The sequence below is a fragment of the Actinomadura macra NBRC 14102 genome, from assembly GCF_001552215.1.
GTDB lineage: Bacteria > Actinomycetota > Actinomycetes > Streptosporangiales > Streptosporangiaceae > Spirillospora > Spirillospora macra.
This window is the reverse complement of record NZ_BCQT01000027.1, coordinates 80,024-94,793: the sequence shown is the minus strand read 5'-3', so window position 1 is coordinate 94,793 and position 14,770 is coordinate 80,024. Positions and strand designations below refer to the sequence as shown.

Here is a 14,770-nt window from a genome sequence, read left to right as displayed (position 1 = left end):
CCCGGTCGGGCCCAGGACGGGTCGCCCCGGCGGCCGACACGACGCCGTCCGCGAAGCGATGCCGGGACGCCGCCGCGCTGGCACGGCCGCCCGATCGGGCGGCCGTGCCAGCGCGAACCAGGGCGCGCGACCCCTTACCTCAGAGGGAGATATCACTCACATCGGGAGCTACCAGACAATGGGGCACCCTGAGTCAAGGAAGAGTCAGGACAGACCTATAGGGTCATAAGCCATGAGCGAACGCACTCGGTGGATCGAACTGGACGGTGCCGCCAACGCCCGCGACCTCGGCGGGCTCCCCACCTCCGACGGCGGAGCCACACGCTGGGGGCGGGTGCTGCGCTCGGACAACCTCCAGGACCTCTCGGTCTCCGACCTCCGCGTCCTCCTCGACGACTACGCGCTGAAGAACATCATCGACCTGCGCACCGACGCCGAAGTGCACCTGGAAGGACCCGGCCCCCTGACCCGGGTCCCCTCGGTAACCATCCACCAACTGTCACTGTTCACCGAGGGCGGCCGCCACACCGACGCCGCGGCCGATCTCCCCGCCACCCCCAACAGCGGATCAGCCACACCGGACACCGAGATCGACACCGGCAAACTGCTCCCCTGGCGAGCCCCGAACCAGGACGGCTCCGCACAGGACCGCTCCCTCGGCTACTACCGCGGCTACCTCGCCGACCGCGCCGACTCCATCGTCGCCGCGCTGAGGGTGATGAGCCGCACCGACGGATCGGCACTGGTCCACTGCGCCGCGGGCAAGGACCGCACCGGCGTCGTCTGCGCGCTGGCGCTGGAGGTCGCAGGCGTCACCCGGGACGCCATCGTCTCCGACTACACCCTCAGCGGCGAGCGCATGGATCGGATCCTGCGCAGACTGCGCGCCAGCGACACCTACGCCGCCGACCTCGACTCCCGTCCCGCCGACTACCACCGCCCCCGCGCAGCGACCATGGAAGAATTCCTGACCCGCGTGGACGAGCGGTCCGGCGGCCCGCTCGGCTGGCTGGCCTCCCACGGCTGGACCGACGAGGACACCGACGCCCTCCGCACCCGCCTCCTCGGCTGACACACCGCCCGCTTCTCAGCTCCCTCATCCCCGGTGGCTCGGCACCGGCTTCGCCATGTCAGTCCTTGTAAGGCGTTCTGGTCTTGGACTTACCGAGCTGTTGTTGATCTTTGCGGGTGTTTAGGTGCACTCCGCCCCACGCCTTTACATTGTAAGTTAAAGGTTGAAGCACGTGTTTGGCGGCTGTCGTCAGAGGACGAATTCAGCGCGGCAGGACGGCGCGAACGGCAGCGTGAGCCGCCTTGCGCATCTCGGCGTGCAGGACCGCGTTCGACTCCCGGTCAGTCCGGGCCTCCACGATCCGCAGCCCCTCCCCCGTGATGGCCTTGGGCAGGTCCGCCGCCGCCTCCACCTGCCGGTACGGGACGCCGTGCGCGCCCGCGATCGACTCCAGGTCCACCCGGTGCGGAGTGCCGAAGACCCGCTCGAACGGACCATGCAGCGCCGCCTGCGGCAACAGCGAGAAGATCCCGCCGCCCCGGTTGTTGACGACGACGATCGCCAGGTCCGGCCGGCGGTCGTGCGGGCCCATGATCAGCCCGTTCTGATCGTGCAGGAACGCCAGGTCGCCGAGCAGTGCGTACGAGCGGCCGCTGTGCGCCAGCGCCGCTCCGATCGCCGACGACACCAGGCCGTCGATGCCGCTCGCCCCCCGGTTCGCCATGATCCGGATGCCGCGGCGCGGCCGCATCACCTGGTCCAGATCGCGGATCGGCATGCTCGCCGCCGTGAACAGCAGCGACCCACCCGGCAGCGCCGCCACCAGGTCCCGCGCCAACCTCGGCTCGCTGACCTCCGGAACCGCGTCCAGCACCGCGTCGACCGCCGCCGCGGCGGCGTGGTCGGCCGCCCGCCACGACTTCAGCCACGCGTCGTCGCCCGACACCACCGGGATCTCCACCTCCGGCGCGACCTGCGTCGCCGACCGGACGGGATCGGGCCAGTGCGCCAGGTCCGGCGCCAGCACGATATGCTCCTCGGCCCGGCGCAGCAGGGACAGCAGCGGACGCGACAACCCGGGCTTGCCGAGCGTCACCACCACCTCCGGGCGGTGCCGCTCCACGAACTCCGGCACCCCCAGCAGGAAATGGTGCGACGACAGCGCGTGGTCCCCATAGCGGGCGTTGCCGTTCGGCTCGGCCAACACGGGCCAACCCGCCATCGACGCCGCCGCCACGTACCGCTTGACGTTGACCGCGCCGTCCCCCACCACCAGCACCCCGCGGCGCGTCGGCGGGACGTGCAGGACCGAGCCGGGCGTCGCGGCCCGCACCTTCGTCCACGCGCCCGTGACGTCACCGTCGAGGGGCTCGCACCACGTCTCGTCCCCGTCCGGGATCAGCGGCTCCCGGAACGCCGCGTTCAGGTGCACCGGCCCTGGGACGGGGCCCTGCGCCAACCCCCACGCTCGGCTCACCAGCGACCGCCAGTACGCCACCATCCCCGGACGGTTCTCCGGCACGCCGATCTCGGTGCTCCACCGCGCCGCCGTCCCGTACAGCTTGACCTGGTCGATCGTCTGGTTCGCGCCGGTGTCGCGCAGCTCCGGCGGACGATCCGCGGTGATCACGATGAGCGGGACGCCCGACTCGTGCGCCTCGATCACCGCCGGATGGAAGTTCGCCGCCGCCGTCCCCGACGTGCAGATCAACACCACCGGGCGCCCCGCCCGCTTGGCCATCCCGAGCCCCAGGAACGACGCCGACCGCTCGTCGATCCGCACGTGCAGCCGGACCCGCCCCGCCTCCTCGGCGGCATGCAGCGCCAGCGCCAGCGGCGCCGAACGCGATCCCGGTGCCAGCACCGCATCGGTCATCCCGCAACGCAGCAGCTCATCCACCAGAACGGCCGACAGCGCGGTCGCCGGGTTCAAGGCGCCACCTCGATCACCGGCGGGCCATCCAGGTGCCCCTGAGCCGCGATCACGCGGCGCCGCCACGCCTCGGCCCCGGCGCCCGCGAACCGGCACAGCGCCCTCTCGTCCACGACGGGCCTGCGCACCACGATCTCCCCGCCCACCGGACGCAGCGGATCATGCACCACGTCGCCTTCCAGCAACGACAGTGTCCCCAGCCCGCACGCGTACCGCAGATCCGGCAGTGCCGCCGCCAGCGCGACCCCCGCCGCCAGCCCCACCGACGTCTCCAGCGCGCTCGACACCACCACCGGCAGCCCGCACGCCTCGGCGACCCGCAACGCCGCCCGCACCCCGCCGAGCGGCTGCACCTTCAGCACCGCCACGTCCGCCGCGCCGGCCGCCCGCACCCGCAGCGGATCCTCCGCCCGGCGGATCGACTCGTCCGCCGCGATCGGCACGTCCACGCGGCGCCGCACCAGCCCGAGCTCCTCCAGCGTCGCGCACGGCTGCTCGGCGTACTCCAGCCCCCACCGGTCCAGCGCCCGGATCATCCGGACGGCGTGCTCGACGTCCCAGCCGCCGTTGGCGTCCACGCGGACCCGACCGCCAGGGCCCAGCGCGTCGCGGACGGCCTCCACCCGCGCCATGTCGTCGGCGTCGGACTGCCCCGGCTCGGCGACCTTCACCTTCGCGGTGCCGCAGCCCGACACCTTCGCTATCTCGAAGGCCCGTTCCGGCCCGACCGCGGGGATCGTCGCGTTCACCGGGACGTGGGCGCGGACCGGCGGAGGGAACCCCTCCCACGCCGCCTCGCGGGCCGCGGCCAGCCAGCGCGCGCATTCGGCCGGGCCGTACTCGGCGAACGGCGAGAACTCCCCCCAGCCGGCGGGGCCCTGGATCAGAACGCCCTCCCGCCGCGTCACAGCGCGGAACCGCGTCCGCATCGGGATGGAGTAGACCCGCACCCGCTGACCCCCTGCCGCGCCCTTAGAACCGAACAATTAGTAGTACCACGGGAAACGCGACCAATCGGGGTCGCGCTTCTCAAGGAAGGAATCCCGCCCCTCGGCGGCCTCATCGGTGCCGTAGGCCAGTCGCGTCGCCTCCCCGGCGAACACCTGCTGACCCACCATCCCGTCGTCGACGAGGTTGAAGGCGTACTTCAGCATCCGCTGCGCCGTCGGGCTCTTGCCGTTGACCTTCCGTGCCCACTCCAGCGCCGTCGCCTCCAGTTCGGCATGCGGCACGACCGCGTTCACCATCCCCATCCGGTGCGCGGCCTCGGCATCGTAGGCCTCACCCAGGAAGAAGATCTCCCGCGCGAACTTCTGCCCGACCTGCCGGGCCAGGTACGCCGACCCGAACCCGCCGTCGAAGCTCGCCACGTCCGCGTCGGTCTGCTTGAACCGGGCGTGCTCCCGGCTCGCCAGGGTGAGGTCGCACACCACGTGCAGGCTGTGCCCGCCGCCCGCCGCCCACCCCGGGACCACGCAGATCACGACCTTGCCCATGAAGCGGATCAGCCGCTGCACCTCCAGGATGTGCAGCCGCCCCGCCCGGGCCGGGTCGATCGTGTCGGACGTCTCGCCCTCGGCGTACCTGTAGCCGTCCCTGCCGCGGATCCGCTGGTCGCCGCCCGAGCAGAACGCCCAGCCCCCGTCCCGCGGCGACGGACCGTTGCCGGTCAGCAGCACGCACCCGATGTCGCTGGACATCCGCGCGTGGTCGAGCGCCCGATACAGCTCGTCCACCGTGTGCGGGCGGAAGGCGTTACGCACCTCGGGCCGGTCGAAGGCCACCCGTACCGTCCCGTGGTCGACGGCCCGGTGGTAGGTGATGTCGGTGAAGCCGAACCCCTCGACCTCTTTCCACGCGTCCGCATCGAACAGCTCCGAGACCATGTCTTCCTCTCCTGCCGGGGACCACCCCACCACGCCCGTGCGTTGGTCCGGCCCATTCAATCGCGCCCCTGGCACAGGCCGGTTGCCGGCCCCGGTGTCCCGTGGCGATCCCACACGTCCATTTGAACACGTTCAGCGGAGTCGTCTACGCTGGCCGGATCATGGATCGCCGCCTGCACGCCGTCGTCCTCCCACCGGGCCCCCGCCTGCTCCGGGTGCTCACCGCCGCCCTCGACGGCACCGGGCCCGCCGTGTGCCCGCTGCCGCCCGGCCTGCCCGGGCCCGCGCTGCACGGCCTGCTCACCGCCCTGGCCCCCCACTCGGTCGAGACCGAGGACGGCGTCACCCGCCACCGCGCGGAGGCGGGCACCGACTCCACCCCCGTCGCCGACCGCACCGCGGTCCTGATCGCCACCTCCGGGTCGACCGGCGCCCCCAAGTTCGTCGAGCTCACCGCCGCCGCGCTCCGGCACTCCGCCGCCGGTACCCTCGCCCGCATCGGCGCCGCACCCGGGGACCGGTGGCTGTGCTGCGTGCCCACCAGCCACGTCTCGGGCGTCCAGGTCCTCGTCCGCGCCCTGGTCGCCGGCACCGAACCGATCATCCTCCCCCGCTTCGACACCGCCGCCGTCGTCTCCGGCGCCGCGCCGGGCGTGCACATCGCGATGGTCCCCACCCAGCTCCGCCGCCTCCTGGACGCCGGCGCCGACCTGACGGCGTTCGGCGCCGTCGTCCTCGGCGGGGCCGCCGCCGCGCCCGGCCTGCTCGCCGAGGCCCGCGCCCGAGGCGGGCGGATCTTCCCCAGCTACGGCATGAGCGAGACGTCCGGCGGATGTGTCTACGACGGCGTCCCCCTGGACGGGATGCGGTTCGCCCTCGGCGACGGCGGCCGGATCCGCATCGCCGGGCCGTCCCTGTTCACCGGCTACCGGCTGCGGCCCGACCTGACCACCGAGGCCATGGACGGCGGCTGGTTCGTCACGCAGGACCTCGGCGCCGTCGAGGACGGGCGCCTGCGCGTCCGCGGCCGCGTCGACGATGTGATCAACACCGGTGGCGAGAAGGTCCTCGCCGGTGAGGTCGCCATCGCCCTGTCGCGCCACCCGGGCGTCCGCGACGTCGTGGTCGTCGGACGACCCGACCCCGAATGGGGCGAGCGGGTCACCGCCGTCGTCGTCCCCTCCCCCGGCGCGTCCGGCGTCCCCGCCTTGCCCGAGCTGCGCGCCCTCGTGCGCGAGACCCTGCCCGCCCACGCCGCCCCCCACGAGCTGGAACTCGTCGAGGCGATCCCCCTGCTCGCCTCCGGCAAGCCGGACCGCGCCCGCCTGCGCGCCCCGGCCCCGGGCCGCTAGATCCGGCCGGCACGTGGCGCCGGCGCATGGCCGGGCGATCACCGGGGCAGGACGTCCACCATGACCGACGGGCGCGACCAGGACGGGCGGCAGGCCGGGAGCGAGAGCGGCCTCACCGTCCTGCTCGCGCTCGCCGCCAATCTCGGGATCGCCATCGCCAAGATCGTCGCGGCGGTGCTCACCGGGTCGGCGTCGATGGCCGCCGAGGCCGCCCACTCCATCGCCGACACCTTCAACGAGGTGCTGCTGATGGTCGGCCTGCGCCGCAGCGGCCGGCCCGCCGACCGCCGCCACCCCCTCGGCTACGGCAAGGAACGCTACATCTGGACGCTGCTCGTAGCCGTCGCGATCTTCGGGATGGGCGCGCTGTTCGCCTTCTACCAGGGCATTCAGACGCTCACCGGCCACCGCGGCGGGGAGGCCGACCCGCTCGTCGGCTACTGCGTCCTCGCCGTCTCGTTCGTCCTGGAGGCGATCTCCTGGCGGCAGGCCCTATGGCAGGTCACCGCCGCCGCCCGCGACGAGGCGCTCCCCCTCACCACCTACATCCGCCGAACGGACGAGCCCACCGCGATAAGCGTCCTGCTGGAGGACTCCGCCGCCCTCATCGGCCTCCTGCTGGCCTTCGCCGGCCTCGGCCTCCACCAGCTGACCGGCGTGGCCGCCTGGGACGGCGTCGGATCGGTCCTCATCGGCGCCCTGCTCACCGCCGTCGCGCTGCTGCTCGGCCGCATCAACCTCAACCTGCTCATCGGCAACCAGGCCGACCCCCGCATCGTCGCCGACGTCCGTGCCCGGCTCGGCGCCGCACCCGAGATCGACTGGGTCGTCGACATCGTCACCATGACCGTCGGCGCCGACCGGGTACTGGTTTGCGCCCGGCTGGACTTCCGCGACTCCCTGACCGCCGGGGACGTCGAGCACGCCTGCGTCCGGATGGCCCGCGAACTGCGGACCGCGCACGAGGAGATCGACGAGGTCTTCCTCGAACCGGTGCCCCGAGACGATCCTGAGCTGCGTGAACGTGTCATCGCGCGTTATGGCCGGACGCTGCGGCCGCCGAAGCCGGAGTCCGGGTGAAGTTTGTCACGTTGCCACAGCCCGGTGTCTTTACGTAGTAAGGTCACACCAGACAGGGCCGAACGGTGTGAAAATGCCTGTTCCGGGCACTACGACCTCCTGGATCGTTCCTCCACGGTCCACAGGCGAGACGGTCGATCAGCGGCGTCGGGAACAAGGACCCGCCCGTGCGACGTTCCGATAAGTGCGCGCGCCACCAGGGATCGACCAATCCGCGCCGCACCCACACCACCGAAGGGAGGGGGGCGTCCCCATGCCGCGAACCGCCGCAGAGACCCCGCTCACCGAGCCCGCGAGCCCCGCACTCGACGAGCTCCTGAAGCGTGGCCGCGCCCAAGGGCGCCTCTCGCTCGACGAGGTGCGGGGGGCCTTCGAGGCCGCGGGCATAAGCCCGGCGCAGGGCCGCTCCATCGTGCGCGAGCTTTCGGAGTCGGGCATCAGCCTTGCCGGCGAAGGCGACGCCGCCCGCCGCGCGGCCACTGCGAACGGCACCACCCCCAACGGCACCGCCGACCACAAGGGCGGCGAGCCCGCCCTCACCAGGGCCGGCACAGCCGCGCCCAAGAAGCGCGCCACCCGCAAGACCACCGCCAAGGCAGCCGGCAAGGCAGCCGGCAACGCCCCTGGGAAGGCCGGCTCCGAGGACCCCGCGGACGAGGCGTTCGACGTGACCGAGGTCGAGGCCGCCGACTCCGCCGCCGACCTGGACGACCAGTCCACCACCATGGGCGACTCCGTCCACACCTACCTCAAGGCCATCGGGCGGCGGCAGCTGCTCACCGCCGAGCAGGAGGTGGACCTCGCCAAGCGCATCGAGGCCGGCCTGTACGCCGAGCACAAGCTGGAGACCGAGCGGCACGGGCCCCGCGTCCGCGCCGACCTGGAGTGGGTGGCCGCCGACGGCCGCCGCGCCAAGGCCCACATGCTGGAGGCCAACCTCCGCCTTGTCGTGTCGGTCGCCAAGAAGTACTCCGACCGGGGCCTGTCGCTGCTGGACGTCGTCCAGGAGGGCAACCTCGGCCTGATCCGCGCGGTCGAGAAGTTCGACTACTCCAAGGGCTACAAGTTCTCCACCTATGCGATGTGGTGGATCCGGCAGGCCATCCAGCGCGGCTTCGCCGACTCGGCCCGCACCATTCGGCTGCCCGTGCACGTCCTGGAGATGCTGAGCAAGCTCAGCCGTGTCGAACGCGACATGCACCAGCGCCTCGGCCGCGAACCCACGCCGGAGGAACTGGCCGTCGAGCTGGACAAGAGCCCCGAGCAGATCCGCGAGCTGCTGCGCACCAGCCGCCAGCCGATCAGCCTGGACTCCACCATCGGCGAGGACGGCGAGACCCGGATCGGCGACCTCATCGAGGACACCGACAGCCCCGAGGCCGCCGAACTCGTGGACCGCCAGCTCATGGCCGAGCAGCTGCGCCGCACCCTGGACATCCTGTCCCCCCGCGAAGCCAAGATCATGGCGATGCGGTTCGGGCTGTACGACGGGACGCCCCGCACCCTCGACGAGATCGGCCGTGCCCTCGGGCTGACCCGGGAACGGATCCGCCAGCTGGAGAAGGAGTCTCTGTCCAAGCTGCGGCACCCCAGCAACGCCAGTCCCCTGCTGGACTTCGCGGTCTGACCCGCACCACCGAACGCCACGAGGTGCGAGGGCCCGCCAGACCGTCACGGTCTGGCGGGCCCTGTGCCGTGCGAGATCAACAACCCCGGACGGCGAACGCCAGGAACTGGGTGGTCTCGCGGCTGTCGAAGTTGTCGTCCGACCCGACGACGAGCGTGCACTCCCCCGACCTCAGGCGCGGCCCCCAGGCCAGCGCCTCAAGGTTCTGCGTCGGCGTGCTGTAGCGGCCGAGGTCGGCGACGAGCCGCTTGGCCACCGGCCGGAACCGGGCACCGCCGGACAACCTGTCGTTGAACAGCACGTTCGTGGCGCCCCGCACATCGAACTCGAAGAGCTTGACCTTGTAGTCGACCCCCTCGATCCACGACCGCTCCAATGCCAGGAAGCGGCCGTCGCGGGTCGAGAGGATCTCCGAGACGCCGCTGTCGGTGGCGCCGCCCGCCGGAACCGGCGCCGCCGGGAGCCGGTCGACGGGGTAGGCGTACTGCGCCTGCGGGCGCCCGTCGCGGCTCCACAGCGTCAGCCGGGTGAGGGTGCCGTGCTCCACGGTCGGCGGCTCGCCGTCCTCATAACGGGGTCCCTCCACCATCGCGGCGATGCCGCGCGGGGTGAACGTGAGCCCCTCGAACCCGAAGTTGCGCCGGGGGCCGCGTTGGGAGTCTGTCAGCGCGAGGTTTCTCGGGATCCGGAGCCCGCCTCGGTACCGGCCGTCCCGGTCCGACCAGCGGACGAAGAGGTCCGATATCGGGATGTCCTTGTGCGTCTCGTCCGGGCGGTCGCCCTCATGCGCCCACAGCAGCCGGCCGCTTCGCCCGTCGAAGCGGATCGTCTCCGGATCGGCCGACTCGGGCTTTCCGTATGCCGGGTAGGGGGACCCGTCGGGGCGCCCGAGCGTCGTGACCCCGGTGATCTCCACTCCGGTGAACGCCCCGTTCCCGGGGTCGATGTCCAGCCGGCCGGTGTAGAACCGCGCCGGGTTGTACCGCCACCGGTCGTCGGAGATGAAGTACCAGGTGCCGGTGCGCGGGTCACGGTCGATGCCCGACAGGCCCCCGACGGTGGTGTCCTGGAACTTCATCATGTGCGGAAGGTGCCGCTCCCCCAGGAACCGCGTGATCCGCAGCGCCTCCGGTGCCGCGGTCCGCGCGACGGCGTCCGCGCGCGGCGCCGGCCCGTCCATGACCACCACGGCGGTCAGGGTCGCCAGGACCGCGGTCACCGCCGCCACACCGCGCCGCGCCGTCCTTAACCTTTTCGCGTCCAATGTCACCCTTTGCTTAGAACTGAATCCGCTCCGTGCGCAAAGGGTATTCTCCCGCACCGCACGTCGCGGTGCTTTTCTTCACAGTGGCGCGCCGCGCGGCGACGTGGCCAGTGACCACAGGAACGGTTGATCACAAGGGCGGTCGGTACCGGGGGTCACTCGGCGCGGCGGAACTCCAAGATCGCCACACCCGTCAACCCCGCCCCCATGAGCAGGACGATAAGGATTTCCATCCACACCGGAACGACCCAGCCGTTCCAGCTGACACCGGGATTGAAGGTCCGCTCCAGCGCCGGCGAGACGTCCAGGTGGGCGAAGACCGCCTGACGCAGCGGGTCCACCGCGTACGTCAGAGGGTTGAATCGGGTGAGGATCGTCAGCCAGGTCGGCAATCCGTTCAGCGGGTACAGCGCACCCGAGAGGAACATCATCGGCATCATCGCCATCTGCATGAGGCCGAAGAACGACTGCATGCTCTTGATGCGCGCGGCCATCATCACGCCGAACCCGGTCAGCGCGAACGCGCCGATGAACATCAGCCCGACCAGCTCCAGCAGCAGAAGCGGGTCGTAGGGGACGCCGGCGAGCCCCGCCAGCAGCACGATCACCACACCCTGCAGCGTCGCGACCAGCGCGCCGCCGACGCACTTGCCGACCACGATCGCGCTGCGGCTGACCGGCGCCACCAGCATCTCGCGCAGGAACCCGAACTCGCGGTCCCACACGATCGACCCGGCCGAGAACATCGCGGTGAACATCACCGACATGGCGCAGACGCCGGGGAAGATGAAGGTCTTCAGGTCCACATCGCCGGCCGGGCCGCCGCTGGCCATCAGGTTCGACAGTCCGGTGCCCATGACCAGCAGCCACAGCACCGGCTGGATCAGGCCGGACACCATCCGCAACTTGTCGCGCCAGAACCGGATCAGTTCGCGGTGCAGGACGATCTTCACCGCGCGCAGGTCGTGCCGGACGCTGCGCTCGGGCACCGTGACCCGCACGACCCCGGCGGGGGCGGTACTCGCCATCGTCATCTCCTCGCCACGCGCATCATCATGCGCATGTGGTCGCTCGCGCCGGCCTCGGCGTCGCGGATCGTCGAACCGGTGAAGGACATGAACACATCGTCCAGGGACGGGCGGGACACGCTCACCGACCTGATCGGCACGCCCAGTTCGGCGAACAGCCGCGGCACGAACGCCTCGCCGGAGGCGACCGCGAAGGTGACGGCGCCCTCGGACACGCCCGCCTCCAGCCCGAACCCGCTCTCCAGGGCGGCGATCGCGGCCTCGTCGTCGGCGGTCTGGATACGCACCCGGTCCTTGCCGACGCCCGCCTTCAGCGCCTCGGGGGTGTCCAGCGCGACGATCCGCCCCGAATCCATGATCGCGATCCGGTCGCAGTACTCGGCCTCGTCCATGTAGTGCGTCGTCATGAAGATTGTGATCTCCTCGGCCTCCTTGAGCTGCCGGATGTACTCCCAGATCGACGACCGTGTCTGCGGATCCAGGCCGACGGTCGGCTCGTCCAGGAACAGCACACGCGGCGAGTGCAGCAGGCCACGGGCGATCTCCAGCCGCCGCTTCATGCCCCCCGAGTACGTCTGCACCCGGTCACCGCGCCGCTCCCAGAGCCCGACCATGGTGAGCACCTGCTCGATCCGGGCGGAGGTGACCGACCTCGGCACCCCGTAGAGCTCGGCGTGGAAGCGCAGGTTCTGCTCTCCTGACAGGTAGCCGTCAAGGGTCGGATCCTGAAAGACCAGCCCGATGTTGCGGCGCACGGTGTCGCGCTCGGTCACCACATCGTGCCCGGCGACCCTCGCGGTACCGCCCGAGGGACGCAGCAGCGTGCAGAGCATATTGATCGTGGTGGACTTTCCTGCGCCGTTCGGGCCGAGGAATCCGAAGATCTCTCCCGGCCGGACCGCGAACTCGATCCCCCGCACGGCCTCCACGTCGCCGAATCTCTTGATCAGGCCGTCGACCTCGACGGCCGGTCCCGCGCCGGGCATAACGCCTCCCGCGTGTTCGGCTTTTGGTTCCCCCAACGGTAGGATTCTCCTATCTCTCAGGTCAAGAGAATTTAGAGCATCCAAGGGAGTGGCAGTGCAGGAGCAGCCGGACCCGTTGCGCGATTCGCCGTCCTACCTGCTGTTCGAGCTCCTCAGGCTCGCCCGGCGGACATCGGCGCGGACGTTTCCCGGCGAGCGCGTGCGCCTGCCGCACCTGATGGTCCTGGACTGCGTGGCACGCCTGGGGCCGCTGTCACAGCGCGAGGTCAGCGAACACCTGCGAATAGACGCCGGTGACATGGTCGGCATGATCGACGCCCTGGAGGAGGCCGGCTACGTGGAGCGGCGCCGCGACGCCGGCGACCGCCGCCGCTACGCCCTCGACGTCACCGAGGCGGGCCGGCTGTTCCTCGGCGCGAGCCACGAGCGGCGGAACCGCCTCGACGACCTGCTGTTCGAACCTCTCGCTCTGGGCGAGCTGGCGCAGTTCAAGGACCTGATGCTGCGGGTTCTGGCCCACCACGACCCGCGCTTCGCCGATCAGCGGTCGGGGCGGCCACCCGCACCCGGCCCGGACCGCCCGTCCGATCGGCCCCACGCCAGCCGATAGCGGCCGTTTCGAAAGCGCCTCTCCTTCGTCACCATGGTGCTCGAAGAACCTCACTCCGGGACCAGATCCCCGCCGGCCCGAGTTCACCCTGGTCAGAACCCCACAAACCGATGCTATTCCGGCCCAGCCGACCCTCTTGACGATCTCGTGTCAAGCGTTGTCGCCCGTAGTCATGGCCCTTTCGTCACCGTAGGTGCGGTTACCGAACGGATTCGCGGCACCGTGCCGATCCCGCGGACGGATGCGGTCCCGCGCCCGTGAGAGCCGATCCGGCGAGCGCCCGGCGCACCTAACCTCGGTACATGCCCGACCTTGCGTACTACGCCTCCCTGCCGCGCACCCGCGGCGCCGCGGCGGCCCTGCTCCTGGACGACCTGGGGCGGGTCCTGCTGGTCAAGCCCACCTACAAGGAGGGCTGGTTCCTGCCCGGCGGAGTGATCGAGGCCGACGAGTCACCCCTCGCCGCCTGCATCCGCGAATGCGAGGAGGAACTCGGCCTCGTTCCCCGCCTGGACGGCCTCGTCTGCGTCGACTGGGGCTCCCCCCAGAACGGCGTCGACTCCGTCAACGTCTTCGTCTTCGGCGGCACCATCACCCCCGCCGAGGCCGGCGCGATCCGGCTGCCGCCCGAGGAGCTCTCCGACCACGTCCTGGTGGCGCCGGAGAAGATCCCCGAACTGGCACCGCCGCACATCGCCCGCCGGATGGCACCGAGCCTGCGGGCCCTGGCCGAGCAACGGGCCGTCTACCTGGAGAACGGCCGCGAGCAGCCCTTCGGCACCATCCCCTGAGCCTCCGCCCGCCGCGGTCGGCTCACACGGGCGCGGCGTCGTGGATATGACGGGCGCGCGCGGGATCGGCGGCGCGCGCACAGTGGGCCGAGCAGTACCAGTGCCGGTCCACCTCGACACCGTGCCCGAGGATCCGGCACTCGCAATGCTCGCAAATGGGCGCCATCCGCGTGATCGCGCACTCGAACGAGTCGAACGTGTGCACGCTGCCCTGCGCGTGCACCTCGAAGGACAGCGCGTAGTCGTTGCCGCAGACCTCACAGGTCCCCATCGGGCCTGGCTCCTCTCCCCCGCCGCACCACGCTCCCTGTCTACCCAGGTGACGCGCCGCTACCCAGGCCACGCCTACCTGGACTGCCTGGCCACCGGTCCACCCGGAGCCGCCGGCGGGCGCTTGGCACCCCGCCGGCCACCCCGCCTGCGGCCAGACCCCTCGTCCGCGTCCGGCCACCGCGGCGAGCGCCCCGACGACCGCAGGACCGCCTCCCACGCGTCCCCCGCCGCGAGCGGCAGGTGCGGCACGCCCCAGTGCCACGCCGACACCAGCAGATCGGGATCGCGCGGACGATAGTCGACACCCGACGCCCGGGCCATGTCCCACGCGTGCAGATGCCACTCCACGCACGCCGCGCCCACGTGATCGCCGACGGTGTACTTGGTGCCCCGGTAGATCAGGTGCGTCCGGTCCCACATGTCCGGCATCAGGTCGGCGTACGCGCCCGCCGACACCCCGAACGCCATGATCCGCTCGGGACCCGGTTCGGCCGGCAGCACCGCCAGCTCCGCCGCGTTCTGGCGGGCCTGCTGCCGGATCAGGACCGCCGACGCCGCGTCCTGGGCGAACAGCTTGGCCAACCGGCTGTCGGGCGCGTCCTGCAGGTACTCCAGGAAGTTCTCCGCCACGCACCGCAGGTGCCCGGACAGATCGATCAACTGCCAGTCGGCGCACGGCGTCGGCACGTCCCAGTCGCGGATCCCGTCCGCCAGCGCGCGGATCGCCTGTACCCCGTCCTGATAGGACTCGAGTACGCGATGCCGGTCCGGCGGCGTGCGCTCCACGTGTCGTTCCCCCCGCGTCCAGAGCACCGTGCGCGTGCCCTCCCCGCCGGGGCGCCCGCGCCATCGCCGCGGTCCCCTGCGGCGATCCGGCACGAGGAGCCCCCCGGCGTTCCCCGAGAGGGCAGACTCTCAGAGTTCGTTG

Annotated in this window: 14 protein-coding genes; 6 read left to right on the top strand and 8 right to left on the bottom strand. The window is 71.5% G+C overall.

The window, feature by feature from the left end; all coding sequences use genetic code 11:
- Positions 1–232 precede the first annotated feature (232 nt).
- The gene (locus tag AMA02S_RS36380) at positions 233–1,072 is read left to right on the top strand and encodes a tyrosine-protein phosphatase (RefSeq protein WP_067468396.1); all 840 of its coding nucleotides are present in this window, start codon (positions 233–235) and stop codon (positions 1,070–1,072) included.
- Positions 1,073–1,274: 202 nt separating this feature from the next.
- On the opposite strand, the gene menD is transcribed toward AMA02S_RS36380, so the two are convergent.
- Genes menD through AMA02S_RS36365 form a run of 3 tightly spaced genes read right to left on the bottom strand, consistent with a single transcriptional unit; the run spans position 1,275 to position 4,831 of the window.
- The gene (gene menD, locus AMA02S_RS36375; protein ID WP_067468393.1) at positions 1,275–2,945 is read right to left on the bottom strand and encodes a 2-succinyl-5-enolpyruvyl-6-hydroxy-3-cyclohexene-1-carboxylic-acid synthase; all 1,671 of its coding nucleotides are present in this window, start codon (positions 2,943–2,945) and stop codon (positions 1,275–1,277) included.
- Positions 2,942–3,895, bottom strand: coding sequence for an o-succinylbenzoate synthase (locus AMA02S_RS36370; protein WP_084265976.1), 954 nt, complete (start codon positions 3,893–3,895; stop codon positions 2,942–2,944). Before AMA02S_RS36370 ends, menD begins: the two co-directional genes overlap by 4 nt.
- 36 nt (positions 3,896–3,931) lie before the next feature.
- Positions 3,932–4,831: a 1,4-dihydroxy-2-naphthoyl-CoA synthase gene (locus AMA02S_RS36365; RefSeq protein WP_067468387.1), complete on the bottom strand. Its 900-nt coding sequence runs from the start codon at positions 4,829–4,831 to the stop codon at positions 3,932–3,934.
- Positions 4,832–4,992: 161 nt separating this feature from the next.
- On the opposite strand from AMA02S_RS36365, the gene AMA02S_RS36360 reads away from it, so the two are divergent.
- The 3 genes from AMA02S_RS36360 to AMA02S_RS36350 all read left to right on the top strand — a co-directional run bounded on the left by AMA02S_RS36360 (position 4,993) and on the right by AMA02S_RS36350 (position 8,890).
- Complete coding sequence (locus AMA02S_RS36360) at positions 4,993–6,183, top strand: AMP-binding protein (RefSeq protein WP_174551012.1); 1,191 nt, start codon at positions 4,993–4,995, stop codon at positions 6,181–6,183.
- 60 nt (positions 6,184–6,243) lie between these two features.
- Positions 6,244–7,263: a cation diffusion facilitator family transporter gene (locus AMA02S_RS36355; RefSeq protein ID WP_067468384.1), complete on the top strand. Its 1,020-nt coding sequence runs from the start codon at positions 6,244–6,246 to the stop codon at positions 7,261–7,263.
- Positions 7,264–7,516: 253 nt separating this feature from the next.
- A complete protein-coding gene (locus tag AMA02S_RS36350) occupies positions 7,517–8,890 on the top strand; it encodes an RNA polymerase sigma factor (protein ID WP_067468381.1) in 1,374 nt (457 codons plus the stop codon).
- 76 nt (positions 8,891–8,966) lie between these two features.
- On the opposite strand, the gene AMA02S_RS36345 is transcribed toward AMA02S_RS36350, so the two are convergent.
- The 3 genes from AMA02S_RS36345 to AMA02S_RS36335 all read right to left on the bottom strand — a co-directional run bounded on the left by AMA02S_RS36345 (position 8,967) and on the right by AMA02S_RS36335 (position 12,168).
- A complete protein-coding gene (locus AMA02S_RS36345) occupies positions 8,967–10,109 on the bottom strand; it encodes an esterase-like activity of phytase family protein (protein ID WP_245667985.1) in 1,143 nt (380 codons plus the stop codon).
- A 200-nt stretch (positions 10,110–10,309) separates the two neighbouring features.
- Positions 10,310–11,182, bottom strand: coding sequence for an ABC transporter permease (locus AMA02S_RS36340; RefSeq protein WP_067468378.1), 873 nt, complete (start codon positions 11,180–11,182; stop codon positions 10,310–10,312).
- A gap of 2 nt (positions 11,183–11,184) precedes the next feature.
- Positions 11,185–12,168 (bottom strand): ATP-binding cassette domain-containing protein, encoded by a 984-nt coding sequence (locus AMA02S_RS36335; protein ID WP_067468375.1) that lies wholly within the window; start codon positions 12,166–12,168, stop codon positions 11,185–11,187.
- Between the two features lie 94 nt (positions 12,169–12,262).
- Here AMA02S_RS36335 and AMA02S_RS36330 point away from each other — a divergent pair, with 94 nt between their 5' ends.
- Both AMA02S_RS36330 and AMA02S_RS36325 read left to right on the top strand, forming a co-directional pair.
- Positions 12,263–12,778 (top strand): MarR family winged helix-turn-helix transcriptional regulator, encoded by a 516-nt coding sequence (locus AMA02S_RS36330; protein ID WP_067468372.1) that lies wholly within the window; start codon positions 12,263–12,265, stop codon positions 12,776–12,778.
- A gap of 302 nt (positions 12,779–13,080) precedes the next feature.
- Positions 13,081–13,569: an NUDIX domain-containing protein gene (locus tag AMA02S_RS36325; protein ID WP_067468369.1), complete on the top strand. Its 489-nt coding sequence runs from the start codon at positions 13,081–13,083 to the stop codon at positions 13,567–13,569.
- Positions 13,570–13,591: 22 nt separating this feature from the next.
- Here AMA02S_RS36325 and AMA02S_RS36320 read toward each other — a convergent pair whose 3' ends face one another.
- Entirely contained in the window at positions 13,592–13,840 is a 249-nt protein-coding gene (locus tag AMA02S_RS36320; RefSeq protein WP_067468366.1) for a metallothionein, read from the bottom strand.
- A 74-nt stretch (positions 13,841–13,914) separates the two neighbouring features.
- Positions 13,915–14,628, bottom strand: a complete 714-nt coding sequence (locus AMA02S_RS36315; RefSeq protein WP_084265975.1) for a maleylpyruvate isomerase N-terminal domain-containing protein — start codon at positions 14,626–14,628, stop codon at positions 13,915–13,917.
- Positions 14,629–14,770 lie beyond the last annotated feature (142 nt).